The following is a 17,422-nucleotide window of genomic DNA, read 5'->3' as shown; positions in this document are numbered from 1 at the left end:
TTCCTCCTATTTCAGTTGCGTGATTAGCTTTTCCACTTCAGCTACACCTACGGTATCTCCAATGGCTAAAAAGAGGTCTTTGGCCTTTTGGAAATAGCTGAGCTCCTGAGTGATTTCACCGAGACCACGATAAGCGCAGGCTTTAGCTACCTCATCATCGGTCTGTAATGCCAAATTGAGTGCCATTCTCATCTTAGCTTCCGCAGTAGTTTTGTCCCCCATTAAAAAATGTAGGTAAGCATCTTCATAGCCTGCTATTGACTCCGCCTGTTTCCAGTCACTGTCATCTAAGTCTAATTGTGCTATTAAGGCTTGTTCTTGAACAATATAGTCAAGAGCTTTGGGGTAGTCTTTGGCCTCTCGTTCGACATAAGCCAGCTGGTGAAGAGCGATATGCTTCATTTCCAAGTCACCAAGTTTTTCTGCTAGCCTCACATTATCCTGTCCAGTCTGCCTTGCTTCTTGTAATTGCGCCTTCTTCACGGACAAATAAATCCTATTGTTATTAGCCCAAAATTGTCCGCTATAATCAGTCTTATCGAGGTCATCATATAGCTTTGCTAGCAGCGCTTCTGCCTCTTCCAAACGGTTATCGTCCAGCGCTTCAAAAAAGAGTGCGGTTTTATCCATGTCTGTCATTGCTCTCACTCCTTACTGCAGCCAATCAATTTTACCCAGCCCTGCCTCTTCTAAATAGGCGTTAGCTCTTGAAAAAGGATTACTGCCAAAAAAGCCACGGTAGGCTGACAGCGGACTTGGGTGAGCCGATTCAATCACTTGATGATGGGAATTGGTAATCAAAGCTTTTTTCTTTCTCGCATAGCCACCCCAAAGGATAAAGACTACAGGCGTTTCTTTTTGATTAAGGACCTTAATCACCGCATCTGTGAATGGCTCCCAGATAAGATTCGCATGACCATTGGCATTACCAGCTGGAACCGTCAGACAAGCATTTAGCAATAACACGCCCTGATCAGCCCAAGGTGTTAAATCATGGGTTTCTTTCAAACCAATATCTTCTTGCAATTCTTTCAAAATATTTTGCAAAGATGGCGGAGCAGGTAAGTCATTAGGCACTGAAAACGATAGCCCTTGCGCTTGCTGAGGACCGTGGTAAGGATCCTGCCCCAAGATAACTACCTTAGTATCCTCAAATGACGTGTGGGTTAGAGCCGCAAAAACCTTTTCCCTAGGGGGATAAATCACGCCTTCCTGATAAACCTTATCCATAAAAGCATTGATCTGACCAAAATAATGCTCTGGTAGCTCTGCCTTGATTTTCTCATGCCAAGTGGAATGTTTCATCTTACTTACACCTCCTCAACGTGGAAGAACTCAGTCACCACAATACCATCTTCTGAAAACTCTAGACCAACAGTCGGTAAGTAACGACGCCAAAAGTCTCCAAAGATAGCTTTCCAATCGTCAATTGACCCATCGCCTTCAGCATTTGAACGAGCCGTTTCTTCTGAAATATCACAAAAACGTTCCAAAACTACCTTGTCTGTCACCAATAACACCTCTCTCTGAGGATTATCTGGATTGTCCAACATAATCGACCGACTGCCTGGCTGATCCAAGTCTTCTAAGTCACGATACTCTGCAAACCAAGACGATGTGGCACATTTTTGACCCGAGACTGTCAAGTCATACAAATCACTGTATTCTGCCGGATGTCCCCAAACTTCCAATTCGGGATACTTGGCCTGTAATTCACCATATTTTGCCATTCATTCCTTCCCTTCCATCCTATCTTTTCTTTATTTTATCATAAATAGCACTAAAAAAATCTCTCGCAACTGTCAATTGAGAAAGATTGTTCGTTATTTATTTTTTTGAAAAAGCTGCGCAAAGACAAAGACGCCTACCGCAAGCCAAATTGTCGCAAATCCTACCATTTCTCCACCAGTAATCCCCTCACCAAAGATAAAAACTGCAATAAAAAGTTGCAAGGTAGGATTAAAATATTGAATGAACCCTACTTGATTAAGCGGAGCGCGTTTAACAGCTTCCGCAAATAATAAGAGAGGGATTGCAGTGATTATTCCCGATAGAGCTAGTAAGCCTTGCTCAATCAAGCTTACATCAAACCAGCCAACTGGACTTAAAAAGATAAGATAACCTACCGCAAAGGGCAAAATAATCCCTGCTTCTACTAGCATCGCAACATCACTTGAAAGTTTAACTTGTTTTTTTAATAAGCCATAAATGCCAAAAGACAAGGCTAAAATAAAGGTTACAAGCGGCAGCTGACCTGTTAGTGCAATCAAGACAAGAACTCCTAAAGCCGCTAGAGCAACTGCAATCCACTCAAGACGCACCAGCTTTTCCCCTAGAAAAAGAATGGACAAAAGAACTGATACCAAGGGCATCAAGTAGTAACCAAGGCTAGATTCCGTAGCTTGACCGCTACCCACCGCATAGATATAGACTAGCCAATTGACAGCGATAAATAGGCTGGCAAAGATCATTGTCCATAAAGGCTTTGAAGTGTTTTTCAGATAAGTGAGCTCCTTAGTTAACTTACTAGTCTGTCTCGTCAGAATAAAGTAAGCTAACATCGTCACAAAAGTCCAAACAATCCGATAGGAAAAAGTCGTATGAGCAGGTACTCCGCCCAAGGCTTTCCAATAAAGGGATAAAAGCGCCCAAGCCAGATAGGCACAAAAGGCGTAAATCAGCCCTTTTCTACTCTCACTCAACACGCACACCCTCACGGTCAACTTCTAAGATAAAGCATTCACCATCAAATTTCAATGCCTCAATAGCTGATTTCATGTTGGCTGCCTTATCTTGTTCGGCTAAGACCATAATCGTTGGTCCTGCACCTGATAAATAAGTCGCATAGGCTCCCATTTCTTTAGCTAAAGTCTTAATCGGAAGAAATTCTTTGACCAAAGATTGGCGATAAACTTCATGGAAACGATCGCCCTCAATAGCCGCTCCTGCCACCTCTAGATTTCCTGATAAAAGCCCTGCTATAGCCACATTCGCAATGGAGGAGGCTGCGACAGCTTCTTTATAAGAAAGCTCTAGTGGTAATACCCCACGAGAATCAGAAGTCTTCAACTCATAACTAGGAATAAAAGCAATAAAACTACAAGTTGGAAACTCCGCAACAATCTGATTAACCTTGTCATTTACAAAAGAAGCAATGACCAAATTCCCAAAAATCGCTGGCGCAACATTGTCAGGGTGTCCTTCAATCTCAGTCGCTATTGCTAATTTTTCATCAGCAGTCATCTCAAGATGACCAAGCTGATTGGCTAACTCAATACCTGCCACAATAACTGACGATGACGACCCCAAGCCACGCGCCAATGGGATATCTGATGTCATCTCAATCACGTGTGGCTGTATATCAGATTTAATGTGAAGTGCCGTAGCAATTAACAAGTTACTCTCATCACTAGGAATATCGCCCAAATCATGCTTGATGAACCACTTATCAGACGGCTCCTTAATCTCAATCGTTAAATATTTTGACAGAGCTACTCCAACCGAATCAAAACCAGGACCAACGTTGGCTGACGTTGCAGGTACTGTAATTCTCATCTTACTCTCCTAACACTTTAAAGCTATTTAAGACCTTAAATTCAACCACATCTGCTAATTTAGCCGTCACATTGGCTAAGGCAGTTTTGCTCATTTCATGAGTCACAATGACCACACGAGCCGTTTCACCATTTGCCTTATGCTGAAGCACCTGTTCGAAAGAAATATTTTCAGCATTAAAAATCTCTGCTAAACGAAGGAGCTGTCCTTTCTTATCTGGGGTTTCAATCGCAAAGTAGTAACGGCTCTTAACATCTGAAAGGTCTGCAATCGTTGTCTCACGGGTAAATTCATTAAAGGCTTTACCAACAGTGGCATCATTCAAACGACGAGCAATACGTACAATATCTGCCACAACACTTGTCGCTGTTGGTTTTTGTCCAGCACCAGGTCCGTAATACATGGACTGACCGATACCAATTGACTCGACAAAGACAGCATTCATCACACCATTAACACTTGCCAAAGGATGAGATTTCGGCACAAAGCTTGGTGACACTTCTGCAAAGAGCCCTGATGGCGTTTCCTCAATCGAAACAATCAGCTTAATCACATAACCGAGCTGTTGCGCAACCGCAACATCATCCGTGCTAATCGTTGAAATGCCTTTGTGCGTCACATCTTCCAAACAAATCGTCATGCCAAAACCAAATTGGCTAAGGATAACTGCCTTATAGGCTGCATCAATCCCTTCAACGTCATTAGTAGGATCACTCTCTGCATAGCCTAATTCTTGAGCCGTTTTGAGGGCATCCTCATAAGACCAACCTTCATCAACCATCTTGGTCAACATGAAGTTAGATGTCCCATTCAAAACGCCTAAAATACGGGTAATTTTATCTGAAGTTAAAGAATTAGCTAAGGTCCGCAAAATTGGAATACCACCTGCCACAGCTGCCTCATAGTAGAAAGCCAACTGCTTTTCTTGAGCAAGAGAAATCAACTCCTTACCGTGACTAGCAATCAAATCCTTATTAGCTGATACCACATGTTTACCTGCTTCCAAAGCCTTTGTAATAAAGGTTTTTGCAGGCTCAATCCGTCCCATCAATTCAACCACAATGTCAATCGAATCATCCGAGACAATCTCATCAATACTTGTCACAAAATGATAATCGTGCCCTGCTGCTAACAAACGATTTTTTTCCTCATCATCCTTGACCAATACCTTAGCGATTTCAATCTGTCGTTTCGCTGCTGCTGTGATTTTTTCACCATTTTCTTCTAATAAAAACGGAATACCGCTCGCTACAGTACCAAATCCAAGCAATCCAAGTTTAATTGTCATATTATTACCCCTAAAAAGATTTATTACGTCCTATTATAACAAAAAATTCTGAATTGACAGTCTTCTCATTCTCAGATTTTTGATATAATAGACAAAAAACAACAAAGGAGCCTCATATGTCCAGACCCTCTCGCCGTTCGAGACACCGTCGTTCGCCATTCCTAGGCGTATTACTCTCCCTCATCATCCTGCTTAGCTGCTTTGCTCTTTTCTTCTTTTGGAAAATGGCTGACGCTAAAGAAGCTAATCAGAAAACAACTCAAACCAGCTCTGCTATTTCCCAAGTCCAAGAAACAACTGAACAAGCCCAACAAATCGAAAACACCTCTGAAACGGAAACCGTCACTTGGACGACACAAGAGCAACCTGTCAGCATCCCAATTCTCATGTATCACGCTATCCATGTCATGGCTCCTGAGGAAGCTGCTAATGCTAATCTTATCGTGGCACCAGATATTTTTGAGAGCCATATCAAGCGCCTAAAAGATGACGGTTACTATTTTTTAAGTCCTGAAGAAGCCTATCGTGCCCTTACTGAAAATAGTCTCCCTGCTGAAAAGGTTGTCTGGCTTACCTTTGACGATAGCCTCTGGGATTTTTATGACTACGCCTATCCGATTCTTGCTAAGTACGGTGCTAAAGCCACCAACAATGTCATCACAGGAACGGTTAATCACGAAGGAAATTTAACCGTGGAAGAAATGCAAGAAATGAAGGCAAATGGTATTTCCTTGCAGGGACACACTGTCAATCATCCAGATTTAGAGTATTCAACGCCAGATACTCAAACCTCCGAACTCAGCGATTCAAAAACCTATCTTGATCAAACCTTTTCACAAGACACTATCGCTGTTGCCTATCCAGCTGGTCGGTATTCTGATACGACAATTAACATCGCGCAGCAACTGCATTATAAACTTGGTGTCACGACAAACGAAGGCGTTGCTAGCGCAGCAAACGGATTACTCACCCTTAACCGTGTACGGATGTTCCCAACAACAACTGCCGATGAACTGATTAGTCGAATTGAATAACAAGAAAACACTCCGTTCAACGTTGAATGGAGTGTTTTACCATAACAATTTAGAACAAGATACTAACTTATTCGAGTGAGATGGAATAAGTTGATTAGTATGTTTTTTATCATCCTATTCTTGATTCAAATTACAGTACTAATTATCTCATCGTTACAAATTCTTCGGCACCTGTTGGATGAATGGCAACGGTATTATCAAAATCTTCTTTTGTTGCGCCCATCTTAATAGCAACTGAGAAACCTTGTACCATTTCATCCACGCCGTATCCAATACCGTGAAGCCCAATGATTTTTTCCTCTTCCCCAAGACAAACGAGCTTCATCTTACTTGGTTGACGGTGTGTTCCCAGAGCTGTGTACATTGGTGTAAAGGTTGAACGGTAAACCTTGATGTTTTCAGCACCAAATGCAGCGATGGCTGCTTCTTCTGACAAACCGATTGAACCAATGGCTGGGTGACTAAAAATAACGGTTGCCACATCCTTATAATCCATCTTAGCATTCGTTTTACCGTTGAATAAGCGCTCTGACAATTGACGACCCGCTTTAACAGCAACAGGCGTTAATTCTAATTTACCAGTCACATCCCCAAGGGCATAAATTCCTGATACGTTTGTATTTTCATAGTCATCGCTAGCAATATAACCTTGGTCTGTCAAAGCAACACCTGTTTTTTCCAAACCAAATCCAGTTACATTAGGACGACGCCCGATGGCCCAGATAAGCGTATCAACAGTGTAGCTCTGCCCATTTTCTAAAACCAAAGTCAACGACTCATCAGCATTCTTAATCACTTCTTTAGGAACAGACCGCGTATGTAAAGTAGGACCATTTTCTGCCATATAATCAGTCAATGTTCCGATAATTTCTTGGTCAAAATTGCGGAGCGGACGGTCCTGACGGACAAAAAGATGCGTCTCCGAACCCAGAGTATGGAGAACACCAGCCACCTCTACCGCAATATAGCCTGCGCCTACAACAGCTGTACGATTAGGAACAGCATCCAGCTCAAAGAATCCATCAGAGGTGATACCATACTCAGCACCCGGAATGTCTGGATAGAGGGCATGACCTCCTGTCGCAATCAAAATATGAGGCGCTGTATAACGTTGCCCAGCCACTTCTACCGTATGAGCATCTACAAAAGTCGCGTATTCATACACACGTTCCACACCATTATTATCAAATCCACGCTCGTAAGACCCGTGAATTCGGTCAATATAAGCCTGACGATTAGCCTTCAATGTTGAAAAATCAAAGTTTTTCGTCTCCACTTCAAAACCATACTCTGCCGCATAATGATTGAGGGTTTCAGCAACCTGAGCACCATACCACATGACTTTTTTAGGCACACAGCCGACATTGACACAGGTTCCTCCGACTTCTTTTCCTTCAAACAGGATGACCTTAGCACCATGCATGGCTGCACGGTTAGCACTAGCAATACCTCCTGAACCACCACCGATAACGATATAGTCATATTGTTTTACTTCTGACATATTTTCTCCTTTTTTAAACTAGACCGATTGGTACAATTTTCTTTATTCTAACATAAAAAAAGGTAGCAGACAAAAAACTGCTACGACATTTTTGGGTTAGATAATTTCAGGTAATTCATCATCATTATCAAAGTCCTCAACCTTATCTTCACCAGGAAATGGTTTTTGAAGGCGTCCCAAAATAAAGCGAGATATCGGGCCTGCGATGAGGAAATTAAGAGGAATAGCAGCTACAAAATTCGTCAGCCATGCTTTGCCATAAGCCCCTAACGTAATCACCGACCAAGGCAGCCCCTGACCAATAATCAAGTTAAAAATCAGACCATAGAGTGACATGAAAGTCACCATAAAGAGTGCCATTGTCCCTGAGATAGCCACAATTTTCACCCAACGCTTCTCGTGGTGACCGATATGATGTAACATCGTAAAAGCAATTTTCTTAGCAATTGGCCCTACCAAAATCACATCCAGAAGAAAGGCAACAGCAAATCCAGGCAAGTACCCCGCAAATACATGTCCCCAATGAACTGATCCTGTATTCATATAAAGGTTCCAGATTGACATCCCAAACACCATGATGCCACACATCATCACTGTAAACAACATCGCTTCTTTAAAATTTCTAGGCATTATAAACTCCATTTCTAAAACATTAGATTTTACTATACCATAAAAAATTTTTCTTCGTAAGCAATTTTTTCAAAAAATTACAAGATAATTTCCATTTCTGTATGTAAGGGTTTCATGCCTTGCTTTTGGTAAAAGCGGAGCGCCGAAACATTATCATTCCAAACATTCAAAGTTAGATGGTAACAACTTATTTCTTTGGCGTAAGCTAAGGCAAAGCTATACAATTCTTGACCAATTCCGCCACCTCGAACATCCTTATCCACACATAAGTCATCTATGAAGAGAGATTTTACAGGCTCAAGAACTGCTCCTTTAGCTTCTTTTATCTCTAAAAAGAGATGTCCGATAACAGCTTTGCCATTATCATAAACAAAAACAGGTTTGGTATCATCTGTTAAAAGCAACTCAAGCTCTTCATCTGTAAACTTACCGCCACTACCTTTAAAAATATCTGGTCTAGCTTCATGATGAACCTGTAGAATCTGACCTAATAAGCGTTGAATAGCAGGAATATCGGCTGATGTCGCACGTCTAATCATTTTATAGTTCCTAAAAGCACTAAAACTAAAAGATAAGTTTTCCTCCTAGTTTAGCTGAGCTCCCTTTCTAATTTTTGTCCATTATATCAAAAATCGTGCTTCTTATGCTATAATGGAAACATGAAAACATTACTTTTTATTCTAATCGCCTATCTGCTTGGTTCAATCCCGACTGGTCTTTGGATTGGGAAGCAATTTTTTAAGATTAATCTCCGCGAACATGGTTCAGGAAATATGGGAACAACCAATACCTTCCGTGTCCTTGGAGTCAAAGCTGGGTTAGTCGTTCTTGCTGTTGATGTCCTCAAAGGGACACTAGCGACCTTACTCCCTATCTGGTTTGGCAGTTCCATATCACCTCTTATGATTGGATTTTTTGCTATTTTAGGACATACCTTTCCCATCTTCGCTCAATTTCGTGGTGGAAAAGCTGTCGCTACGAGCGCTGGGGTTCTCTTAGGCTTTGCACCGAGTTTTCTTCTCTACCTAGCCATTATTTTTGTAGCCAGCCTATACCTCTTTAGCATGATTTCTCTTTCGAGCGTCATTGCCGCCACCGCTGCTATCCTAGGAATCGCTATCTTCCCTGCCATTGATTTCATCCTAACAACCTACGACCCACTTTTTAGCCTTCTCATTCTCCTAATCGCAGCCGTCATTATGGTTCGACACAAAGAAAATATCTCTCGAATAAAAGCAAAAACCGAAAACCTCGTCCCATGGGGACTAAACCTTACCAAGCAACAAAAAAAATGAGCATTCACTTGATGCTTATTTTTTCTTCCTTAAACGATTTATTATGATAAATACTAGATTCAAAACCACTCGAAACAACACATCTCTAAAACATCTATATCTGTGTAAGACAAGATGAACTTGTGTTGGAACCATTCGAAACAACACAGCGAGTTAAAATAAGGCAGTGATTTTTAATCCAGTCCGTATCCAACTTGAAAAAGTGGGCACCGATTCGGTGCTTTTTTGTTACTCAATTTTGTATCCGATTACATATTATCACAATATGATTTTTATGAGCAACTTTCTCATCTTCATTTTTCATCAGCTCTTTTCCTAAATAAAGTCAACTGCTACACCAAATCATTATCAGCACTAAGAACAACATTTAAAAAGAATCGCAAAAATTCAAATGCTTTATTTCCCTCGCTAGTCAATTGTTAATCTTATCTCACTGAATAATTTCACAACACCTCTTGGTTAGCCTATTTATCCACTTTATCCCCAAGGTAAAAGACAAGCCAGCCAACTACTGGTCAAAAGATTATGGCAAAATAGAAGAAGCTGGGCAAGTTTTTCCCAGCTTCTTCCTATTATCACTTTCAAATGATTGGCTACACACAGCTTTTACACTACCAATACCGATTTTTAATCACTTAGTTATCTTCTGAAAGGTCAGTATCAGACTGGTCAGTTAAATCGATGACAATATCTTCTTTAACAACTTCTTCTGGGACTTCAACGATAATGATATCCTCTTCTGAGACGGTTTGAACTGTCTCGCTAACTTTTTCTTTAACTTGTTCAACAGTTGCTTTTACTGCTTGCCCGATATTCTCAGCGCTAAACTCACCTGATTCCCATTTGCCTTTATACTCAGTAAAGGTTTCTGTTGCCAAATCTTTGTACTCAGCCACTTTTCCTTTAGCTGCTTCATGATAAGCATCAGGATTAGCCTTATAGTCGTCAAAATTTTCTTTTGCTTTAGCAACAAGTTCTTTCCCTTTTTCAGTTCCTAGAAAATAAGCTGCCGCTGCACCAGATGCTGCACCTAGAATAACACTTTTTAGAAATTTCCCCATGAGCTTATACCTCCGTTTTTTTATCTTTTTTACTAAATAGTTTTGAAGCCATACGTGCTGCGAAAGCAGCTTTGCCCGTATTAGCAACAACAGCTGTTCCCTTACTTGCTTTTGACGAAAGGTTGCGTGCCTGTTCATTCAAATCAGACACACTAACTGATAAATCAGCAATAGCTGTAAAGAGCGGATCAATCGTTGCGACTTTTCCATTCACATCATCTACCAAAACATTAGCCTTAGCTAAGATTTCATTCGTTTGGTAAAGGGTCACATTAACATCACTGGTCAATAATTTAATGGTTTGTTTCGTTTCTTCGACAGTTTCCGTTAATTTTTTGATAAAAAGAACCAAGAAAACAACTAAAACCACAACTGCAATTGCAATAATTAAAAGTGCAATGCCACCTAAATCCATAAGTCACCTCATTTCGTTTGATAGTAAGGAATATCATTCTTCTGACGTCGAATGACAACAAATACCACGCCTGTAATCACTAGAATAGCACTGAGCCATTGAGAGACTCGTAAGCCCATCAACATGAGACTGTCGGTTCTCATTCCTTCAATTACAAAACGGCCACAGCCATACCAGATAAGGTAAAAGGCTGTTATTTCTCCCTGTTTTAACAGATTTGGACGACGGCGAAGTCCCATAATCACGAGAAATCCTAAGAAATTCCAAAGGCTTTCATACAAGAAGGTAGGCGTTCGATAGCTCACATCAATATACATTTGCTTTTTGATAAAGCTGGGCAGGTAATCGAGATGCTGCACCGCTTTTCCATAAGCCTCTTGATTGACAAAATTTCCCCAGCGTCCAATACTCTGAGCAATCATCACTCCTGGAGCTGCAATATCCAAAAAGTCAATCGGCTTAATCATACGGTAGTAAGAAAAAGTAAAAAGTACCACCGCACCGGTCAGAAGACCTCCGTAAATCGCAAGACCACCATTCCAAATGGCAAAAATTTCATTAAGATGCTTGCTGTAGTACGACCACTCAAAGATGACATAATAGAGCCTTGCTCCCAATATGGCAAGAGGGAAAGCAACGAGAATAAAATCTGTCACATCATCTGCTGAAATCTTCTTTTTGGGCCCTTCTTTACTAGCAAGATAAACCGCTAGCGCTACACCAGTCATAATAATCAGGGCATACCAGTGAATGGCGATAGGACCTAATTTAATAGCAACTGGATCAATCATTAGTAGCTCCATTCTGGCTAATGAGAGCTGTCAAACGATCCTCAAAAGTCTTTGTCGCATCGTAGCCCATCAGACGAGCTCTGTGGTTCATCGCAGCAGCCTCAATCACAACAGAGACATTTCGACCTGTTTTAACCGGAATACGTACGCGAGGAATTTTGACACCTGCAAATTCAATTTCTTCGTTGCTATTTCCCAAACGGTCAAAAACCTTACCTGCTTCAAAGTTTTCAAGGTAAATCGCTAATTGGATTTGAGAAGAGCCTTTCACCGCACTAGCACCGTAGAGGCTCATAATGTCAATAATCCCAACACCACGAATTTCCAAGAGATGGCGCAAAATCTCCGCTGGTTCACCCCATAGAGTTTCTTCATCTTTAGCATAAACATCAACTCGGTCATCAGCCACCAATCGGTGGCCACGTTTTACCAATTCAAGACCTGTTTCACTCTTACCAATTCCAGAATCCCCTTGGATTAAAACACCCATTCCGTAGATATCCATCAAGACACCGTGAACACTGGTTCTTTCTGCAAGACAGGAATGAATGTACCAAGACATTTCACCTGAAAGGCTACTGGTTGGAATACGCCCACGTAAAACAGCGGTGCCTTTTTCTTTAGCAGCCTGAAGCATTTCCTCAGGAATCTCTAAATTGCGAGCCACGACAATTGCTGGCGTTTCTGGCTTAAACATTTCACTTAGGACTGCATAACGATTATGGCTAGTCATACTCATTAAGTAAGACCATTCTTTCATCCCTAGAAGTTGAACACGTTCTGGTGAATAATAGGTAAAATAACCAGTCATTTCTAGACCTGGGCGTGAAATATCAGACGTTGTAATCTCCTTATTCAGAAGTTCCCAGGTCCCATAAATCACTTCTAATTTGACCTTATCCACTAACATTTTTACAGTAAGTGTCATAAATTTCCTTTCCAAAGTAAGCGCTTTGCACTCTATTTTATTCATTATAGCATTTTTTAAGGATTTTTGAAAATGCTAGCCCCGTTTTAAAGAGCTCTTCTGTTTGTCAGTCCAACGTTAATCCGTTTGAACTCCCCTAAATTTTCTCTCAAACATCGCTACTAGCCAACCAACAGCAATATCACCTATGCTTTTCTAATCATTTGAGAAAAACGTCTGACTTCTTTATTGACTAACCTCAGACAAGGATAAGCTGGTTTAGTCCGTAAAAAACTCCGCTTACTATAGTCACTCCATGTAGGGGCTACAAATCCTCTCCTCACCTTCCAACGAAAATCAGGGTCGTGGGGACTGACAGGCATCACATCTAGCTCCCAGTGCCGTTGATTGTTTCGTGTCGCATAATTAAAACTCGCACCATTAACCACACCAGCCACCGTCATTTTTTCAGGATCAATCTCATTTAAAAAACACCCCGAACTGCTCAGAATAAACTCCGTGTGGAACCTTTGAAGGATTTTTATATTGTAACTAACCTTACCGTCTGGATAATAAGGCACTCCGTCTTTTACCATGACTTTATTGTGAAGACGAGCAGATTCTAAGAGGGTGTAGGAACGGTGTTTCAAATAACGTGCCAAGCCCTCTGCATCTGTTTGATTTTTATGGCGAAAATGCTGGCGCACATACTCCGCTTGGTGACAAGAGATCAGATAGCGCAGCTGGTGTACTTGCCTTGCCAACTTCCCTTCTTGAGCCAAACTCTCTCCAGGAAAAGCCTTATCTACCTGCTCTGCGATGTCCCACCAAAAGGTATCATCTGGAGCTAAACTAGGAGAAATCAGTGATAAGAGATAACGAGTCTGTGCCATATCTCCCGTTAACTCTGGAAAATCAAGCAAACTCATGATTAGCTTTAATAACTGTTTGGGAGAAGAATGCTTTTTTTCAATAGTCCAAAGTTTCTTGAAAGTTGATGAACCCAGACGTGGATCAATGGTGGTCATATTTTTCAGTTCTTCTATACTCTGCTGTGACCAAGGTAACTTAAAAAAGCGTTTCAATTGCAAATACCTTTGCCAAATCTCTTGCATTGTTTCTCCTTTCCTAGAATTATCCCAAGTTATCCCCCTCATTATAGCAAAAAAGAAAAGCTCAAACGAGCTTTTCTAACTGTTTATCTTATTTCGCTTTACGAAGGTAACCAAATAGGACACCTGAGATGATTGCTCCGACAAGGACAAATGCAAGGTAAAGGAATGGATTTGATGTCAATGCGATAACGAAGATACCACCATGTGGCGCCATCAATTTGATACCAGCAAGACCAACAAGTCCACCTGCAATCGCAGAACCTGCGATAAAGCTTGGGATAGCACGCGCTGGGTCAGCAGCGGCAAATGGAATCGCACCTTCCGTAATAAATGAAAGACCCATGATGATGTTCGTCAAACCTGAATCACGTTCTTCATCAGTAAATTTATCTTTGAAAAGAAGTGTTGCAATGAAAACTGCAAGAGGTGGAACCATACCACCAGCCATAACAGCCGCCATCACGATTGAACCACCGTTTGTCACAGAAGCTGCAAGTGTACCAGTACCGAAAACATAAGCGGCTTTATTAACTGGACCACCCATGTCAATCGCCATCATACCACCAACAAGGAGACCAAGAAGAACAGCTGAGCTTCCTGACAAACCGTTCAAGAAGTCATTAAGTGCTGTATTGATTGCTGACATTGGGATATTAACTGCCAACATCGCAAGACCTGTCAAAATAGTACCAAAGAGTGGCAAGATCAGAATAGATTTTGCACCTTCCAATGAACGTGGCACTTTCACGTATTTTTTAAGTGCAAGAACAAGGTAACCAGCAAGGAAACCACCTACAAGAGCACCAAGGAAACCTGATGGCACACCTGCAAGACCTGCTGTCGCTTCTCCACCAGCAGCGTAAGCAATTTTACCATAAGCCAAACCATTTGAAGCAATGGCACCAGTAACAAAACCTGCAACCATACCTGGTTTTTCAGCGATTGAGTAAGCCACATAACCAGCAAATACTGGAATCATGAAACCAAAGGCAGCTTGACCAATCTTCATGAAAGTTGAAGAAATTTCATGATATGATCCAAGATTTCCAAGCTGATCTTTAGGAACACCTAAAATGTTATCAAATAGAAAAGCTAAGGCAATCATGATACCACCACCGATAACGAATGGAAGCATTTGTGATACACCACTCATCAAGTGTTTATAGAAAGCTTGACCTGCTGACATTTTTTCTTCTGAAGCAGCCGCTTGAGCGCCGTCTTTAGCCACATAAGTTTCTGCTTCACCGTTTAAGATGATGTTGATTAGCTCTTCTGTTTTCTTGATACCATCAGCAACTGGACGGCTCACAAGTGGTTTACCATTGAAACGAGGCATATCAACTGCTTTATCAGCTGCAATGATAACCCCTTTAGCTTTGGCAATATCTTCAGCTGTCAATTTGTTACCAACACCTGAAGCTCCATTTGTTTCAATTTTAATAGCAACACCCATTTCAGCAGCCACTTTTTTAAGTGATTCTTCTGCCATGTAAGTGTGGGCAATACCAGTTGTACATGCTGTAACTGCTACGATGAAATCTTGACCTTCTGCTGGAGCAACAACTGTTTCAGCCTCTGCTTTTTCAGAAGCAGCATCGAAAACTGCAATCACTTCTTCTGGTGTGTTTGCCGCACGAAGTTTATCCGCAAAACCATCTTTCAAAAGGTATTGTGACAATTCAGCAAGGGCTGCTAAGTGTGTGTCATTTGCCCCTTGAGGTGCCGCAATCATAAAGAACAAATCAGTCGGTTGACCATCAAGTGATTGGTAATCAACACCCTTGTTTGATTTTGCAAAAAGAACTGCTGGCTCAGCTACCACAATATTTTTAGCGTGTGGCATGGCAATTCCATCACCAAGACCAGTTGTCATTTGCTCTTCACGAGTCATGATACCTTTTTTGAAGATGTCAAAATCGTGCACAATATCCTTTTCAACGAGTTTTGTAATCATCTCGTCAATCGCCATTTCTTTTGAAATTGCTTGAAGATCAAGCAACATCAAATCTTTCTTCAATAAATCTTGAATTTTCATCGTTTTTCTACCTCTACTTTTTCAAAAGTTTCTTTAATAAAGTCAATGCTTGCCAAATCATCTGAGAAAGCTGTCGCTGTTCCACAGGCCACACCCCATTTGAGCGCTTCAAGTGGATTTCCAGTAGCGACAAATTCACCAGTAAAGCCAGCCACCATTGAGTCACCAGCACCAACTGAATTTTTTACTTGACCCTTAATTGGTTTTGCAAAATAAGCCGCTTCTGGCGTCACTAGGAGCGCACCGTCACCTGCCATTGAAACGATAACGTTTTTAGCTCCCTTAGCTAAGATTTGACGTGCGTAGGTTTCAATGTCATCAATGCCATTTAGCTCTACACCAAAAATCGCTTCGAGCTCATGGTTATTTGGTTTCACCAAGAGTGGCTCATAAGCTAAGCTATCAAGCAATGTTTGTCCTTCAAAGTCACAAACCACTTCTGCGCCAGCTTTTTTCACCAAAGGAATCAAGCGGTTATAAACCTGATTACCAAGGTTTGACGGAGCTGAACCGGCAAAGACCACCACATCATCTGGCGTCACTTGTGAGAGGACGGTTTCAAGCTCTACCAACTGACCTTCCGTGATGACTGGACCTGTCCCATTGATTTCAGTCTCATGATCCGCCTTAATTTTAACGTTAATGCGCGTGTCTTGATCCACTTGAACAAAATTAGTCTTGATGCCTTCAGCCACCAAACCATCTGTTACAAATCGACCTGTAAAACCACCGATAAAACCAGTAGCCGTATTGTCGTAACCTAGCTTTTGCAGGATACGACTAACGTTAATCCCTTTTCCACCCGCATACTTATCGTCACTATCCATACGATTAACAGCGCCAATTTCAACACTGTCAAGACGGACGATAAAGTCAATGGATGGGTTTAGGGTTACCGTATAAATCATACTTCTATTACCCTCGTTTTTTCTTTTATTTTTTGGAAAATGGCAGAGCTACTTTCTGATGTCAGCAGCGTTACCTTTTCAATTTCTGCAACCTTAACAAAGGAGATATGACCAAATTTTGAAGAATCGACTAGGACAAAGCACTCTTTAGCATTTTCAATAACCGCTTTTTTGACCATGGCTTCCTCGTAATCAGGTGTCGTCAGGTAAGCTGAATCCACACCATTCATTCCAATAAAAGCCTTATCAAAATTAAGCTGGTTAATTTGTGCCAAAGTCGCTTGACCGACACTAGCATCCGTGGTTTGCTTCACAAAACCACCAATGATAATTGTCCGAATGCCTTTATCAATCAACTGACTGGCATGGTGTACCGAATTGGTCACCACCGTCACCGTCGTGTCTGTCAAAATATCTACCAAGAGCGCCGTTGTCGTTCCAGCATCTATAAAAATCACATCATTAGGATGAATCTCTTCTAGAGCTCGAGTGACAATTTGTCGTTTTTCTTGAATGTTTTTGACAGATTTTTGAAGGTTGCTCGGTTCATCTCTCAACGTCTGTAAACTCTCTGCACCGCCATGAACACGGCGGAGCTTATTTTCAGACTCCAACTGGTCCAAATCCCTTCGAACCGTTGACTCCGAGGTCTCTAGTAAACCCACTAACTCTTCCAAGGTCACAAAATGTTCTTCTGACAACCTATCCATAATCAGCTGTTTACGCTCAGATTTTAAAATAGGGGCACCTCCTCTGCAATCGTTTACAGAATTCATTCTACACTATTTTCTAGCAAAGTCAAGCAATATCTCTCAAAAACTCCCAAAAAGCACGAAAAGCACAATAGTCATCAAATTAATGCCTAAATCGCTCCTAAACCAACGTTC

The 17,422-nt window shown here is 41.3% G+C and carries 19 protein-coding genes; 2 read left to right on the top strand and 17 right to left on the bottom strand.

The features are described 5' to 3' along the window. Positions 1-6: 6 nt before the first annotated feature. From EAF07_RS01705 to EAF07_RS01680, 6 genes are all read right to left on the bottom strand, one after another. Positions 7-639 (bottom strand): hypothetical protein, encoded by a 633-nt coding sequence (locus EAF07_RS01705; protein WP_121834575.1) that lies wholly within the window; start codon positions 637-639, stop codon positions 7-9. Positions 640-651: 12 nt separating this feature from the next. Beyond that, positions 652-1,305, bottom strand: a complete 654-nt coding sequence (locus tag EAF07_RS01700; protein ID WP_121834574.1) for a uracil-DNA glycosylase — start codon at positions 1,303-1,305, stop codon at positions 652-654. A 5-nt stretch (positions 1,306-1,310) separates the two neighbouring features. Then, positions 1,311-1,730 (bottom strand): ASCH domain-containing protein, encoded by a 420-nt coding sequence (locus tag EAF07_RS01695; protein ID WP_121834573.1) that lies wholly within the window; start codon positions 1,728-1,730, stop codon positions 1,311-1,313. A gap of 93 nt (positions 1,731-1,823) precedes the next feature. Then, a complete protein-coding gene (gene rarD, locus EAF07_RS01690) occupies positions 1,824-2,702 on the bottom strand; it encodes an EamA family transporter RarD (protein WP_121834572.1) in 879 nt (292 codons plus the stop codon). Further along, entirely contained in the window at positions 2,695-3,555 is an 861-nt protein-coding gene (thrB, locus tag EAF07_RS01685) for a homoserine kinase (protein WP_121834571.1), read from the bottom strand. Before thrB ends, rarD begins: the two co-directional genes overlap by 8 nt. Before the next feature lies 1 nt (position 3,556). Further along, positions 3,557-4,843, bottom strand: a complete 1,287-nt coding sequence (locus tag EAF07_RS01680; protein WP_121834570.1) for a homoserine dehydrogenase — start codon at positions 4,841-4,843, stop codon at positions 3,557-3,559. Between the two features lie 116 nt (positions 4,844-4,959). On the opposite strand from EAF07_RS01680, the gene EAF07_RS01675 reads away from it, so the two are divergent. Next, positions 4,960-5,877, top strand: coding sequence for a polysaccharide deacetylase family protein (locus tag EAF07_RS01675; protein ID WP_121834569.1), 918 nt, complete (start codon positions 4,960-4,962; stop codon positions 5,875-5,877). Positions 5,878-6,019: 142 nt separating this feature from the next. On the opposite strand, the gene gorA is transcribed toward EAF07_RS01675, so the two are convergent. From gorA to EAF07_RS01660, 3 genes are all read right to left on the bottom strand, one after another. Further along, positions 6,020-7,378, bottom strand: coding sequence for a glutathione-disulfide reductase (gene gorA, locus EAF07_RS01670; RefSeq protein ID WP_121834568.1), 1,359 nt, complete (start codon positions 7,376-7,378; stop codon positions 6,020-6,022). A gap of 96 nt (positions 7,379-7,474) precedes the next feature. Continuing rightward, positions 7,475-8,008, bottom strand: coding sequence for a DUF2798 domain-containing protein (locus tag EAF07_RS01665; protein ID WP_121834567.1), 534 nt, complete (start codon positions 8,006-8,008; stop codon positions 7,475-7,477). Positions 8,009-8,085: 77 nt separating this feature from the next. Beyond that, on the bottom strand, positions 8,086-8,547 hold the full coding sequence (locus tag EAF07_RS01660) for a GNAT family N-acetyltransferase (RefSeq protein WP_121834566.1): 462 nt from the start codon (positions 8,545-8,547) through the stop codon (positions 8,086-8,088). Between the two features lie 120 nt (positions 8,548-8,667). Between EAF07_RS01660 and plsY the strand changes: the two genes are divergently transcribed. Beyond that, positions 8,668-9,303: a glycerol-3-phosphate 1-O-acyltransferase PlsY gene (plsY, locus tag EAF07_RS01655; protein WP_121834565.1), complete on the top strand. Its 636-nt coding sequence runs from the start codon at positions 8,668-8,670 to the stop codon at positions 9,301-9,303. A 635-nt stretch (positions 9,304-9,938) separates the two neighbouring features. Here plsY and EAF07_RS01650 read toward each other — a convergent pair. From EAF07_RS01650 to EAF07_RS01615, 8 genes are all read right to left on the bottom strand, one after another. After that, positions 9,939-10,364, bottom strand: a complete 426-nt coding sequence (locus EAF07_RS01650; protein WP_121834564.1) for a YtxH domain-containing protein — start codon at positions 10,362-10,364, stop codon at positions 9,939-9,941. Between the two features lie 4 nt (positions 10,365-10,368). Continuing rightward, a complete protein-coding gene (locus tag EAF07_RS01645) occupies positions 10,369-10,779 on the bottom strand; it encodes a DUF948 domain-containing protein (protein WP_121834563.1) in 411 nt (136 codons plus the stop codon). Positions 10,780-10,787: 8 nt separating this feature from the next. After that, positions 10,788-11,570 (bottom strand): prolipoprotein diacylglyceryl transferase, encoded by a 783-nt coding sequence (lgt, locus tag EAF07_RS01640; RefSeq protein ID WP_121834562.1) that lies wholly within the window; start codon positions 11,568-11,570, stop codon positions 10,788-10,790. Then, positions 11,563-12,498: an HPr(Ser) kinase/phosphatase gene (gene hprK / locus EAF07_RS01635; RefSeq protein WP_121834561.1), complete on the bottom strand. Its 936-nt coding sequence runs from the start codon at positions 12,496-12,498 to the stop codon at positions 11,563-11,565. Before hprK ends, lgt begins: the two co-directional genes overlap by 8 nt. Positions 12,499-12,683: 185 nt before the next feature. Further along, positions 12,684-13,592 carry a DUF3114 domain-containing protein gene (locus EAF07_RS01630; protein ID WP_183121639.1) on the bottom strand — a complete coding sequence of 303 codons (909 nt, stop codon included), beginning with the start codon at positions 13,590-13,592 and terminating at the stop codon, positions 12,684-12,686. An 88-nt stretch (positions 13,593-13,680) separates the two neighbouring features. After that, a complete protein-coding gene (locus EAF07_RS01625; RefSeq protein WP_121834559.1) occupies positions 13,681-15,627 on the bottom strand; it encodes a PTS fructose transporter subunit IIABC in 1,947 nt (648 codons plus the stop codon). Next, positions 15,624-16,535 carry a 1-phosphofructokinase gene (gene pfkB / locus EAF07_RS01620; RefSeq protein ID WP_121834558.1) on the bottom strand — a complete coding sequence of 304 codons (912 nt, stop codon included), beginning with the start codon at positions 16,533-16,535 and terminating at the stop codon, positions 15,624-15,626. The genes EAF07_RS01625 and pfkB overlap by 4 nt, the downstream gene beginning before the upstream one ends. Next, positions 16,532-17,311, bottom strand: coding sequence for a DeoR/GlpR family DNA-binding transcription regulator (locus tag EAF07_RS01615; protein WP_245962674.1), 780 nt, complete (start codon positions 17,309-17,311; stop codon positions 16,532-16,534). The genes pfkB and EAF07_RS01615 overlap by 4 nt, the downstream gene beginning before the upstream one ends. Between the last annotated feature and the right edge of the window lie 111 nt (positions 17,312-17,422).

The sequence above is a fragment of the Streptococcus hillyeri genome, from assembly GCF_003686955.1.
GTDB lineage: Bacteria > Bacillota > Bacilli > Lactobacillales > Streptococcaceae > Streptococcus > Streptococcus hillyeri.
Note: the sequence above shows the minus strand (reverse complement) of the source record. Positions and strands in the feature narration are given on the sequence as shown.

Bases quoted from the DNA above. Each gene is read 5' to 3' on its own strand.
- EAF07_RS01705 (WP_121834575.1), bottom strand. From the start codon at position 639: ATGACAGACATGGATAAAACCGCACTCTTTTTTGAAGCGCTGGACGAT.
- EAF07_RS01700 (WP_121834574.1), bottom strand. From the start codon at position 1,305: ATGAAACATTCCACTTGGCATGAGAAAATCAAGGCAGAGCTACCAGAG.
- EAF07_RS01695 (WP_121834573.1), bottom strand. From the start codon at position 1,730: ATGGCAAAATATGGTGAATTACAGGCCAAGTATCCCGAATTGGAAGTT.
- thrB (WP_121834571.1), bottom strand. From the start codon at position 3,555: ATGAGAATTACAGTACCTGCAACGTCAGCCAACGTTGGTCCTGGTTTT.
- EAF07_RS01680 (WP_121834570.1), bottom strand. From the start codon at position 4,843: ATGACAATTAAACTTGGATTGCTTGGATTTGGTACTGTAGCGAGCGGT.
- EAF07_RS01675 (WP_121834569.1), top strand. From the start codon at position 4,960: ATGTCCAGACCCTCTCGCCGTTCGAGACACCGTCGTTCGCCATTCCTA.
- gorA (WP_121834568.1), bottom strand. From the start codon at position 7,378: ATGTCAGAAGTAAAACAATATGACTATATCGTTATCGGTGGTGGTTCA.
- EAF07_RS01665 (WP_121834567.1), bottom strand. From the start codon at position 8,008: ATGCCTAGAAATTTTAAAGAAGCGATGTTGTTTACAGTGATGATGTGT.
- EAF07_RS01660 (WP_121834566.1), bottom strand. From the start codon at position 8,547: ATGATTAGACGTGCGACATCAGCCGATATTCCTGCTATTCAACGCTTA.
- plsY (WP_121834565.1), top strand. From the start codon at position 8,668: ATGAAAACATTACTTTTTATTCTAATCGCCTATCTGCTTGGTTCAATC.
- EAF07_RS01650 (WP_121834564.1), bottom strand. From the start codon at position 10,364: ATGGGGAAATTTCTAAAAAGTGTTATTCTAGGTGCAGCATCTGGTGCA.
- EAF07_RS01645 (WP_121834563.1), bottom strand. From the start codon at position 10,779: ATGGATTTAGGTGGCATTGCACTTTTAATTATTGCAATTGCAGTTGTG.
- lgt (WP_121834562.1), bottom strand. From the start codon at position 11,570: ATGATTGATCCAGTTGCTATTAAATTAGGTCCTATCGCCATTCACTGG.
- hprK (WP_121834561.1), bottom strand. From the start codon at position 12,498: ATGACACTTACTGTAAAAATGTTAGTGGATAAGGTCAAATTAGAAGTG.
- EAF07_RS01630 (WP_183121639.1), bottom strand. From the start codon at position 13,592: ATGCAAGAGATTTGGCAAAGGTATTTGCAATTGAAACGCTTTTTTAAG.
- EAF07_RS01625 (WP_121834559.1), bottom strand. From the start codon at position 15,627: ATGAAAATTCAAGATTTATTGAAGAAAGATTTGATGTTGCTTGATCTT.
- pfkB (WP_121834558.1), bottom strand. From the start codon at position 16,535: ATGATTTATACGGTAACCCTAAACCCATCCATTGACTTTATCGTCCGT.
- EAF07_RS01615 (WP_245962674.1), bottom strand. From the start codon at position 17,311: ATGAATTCTGTAAACGATTGCAGAGGAGGTGCCCCTATTTTAAAATCT.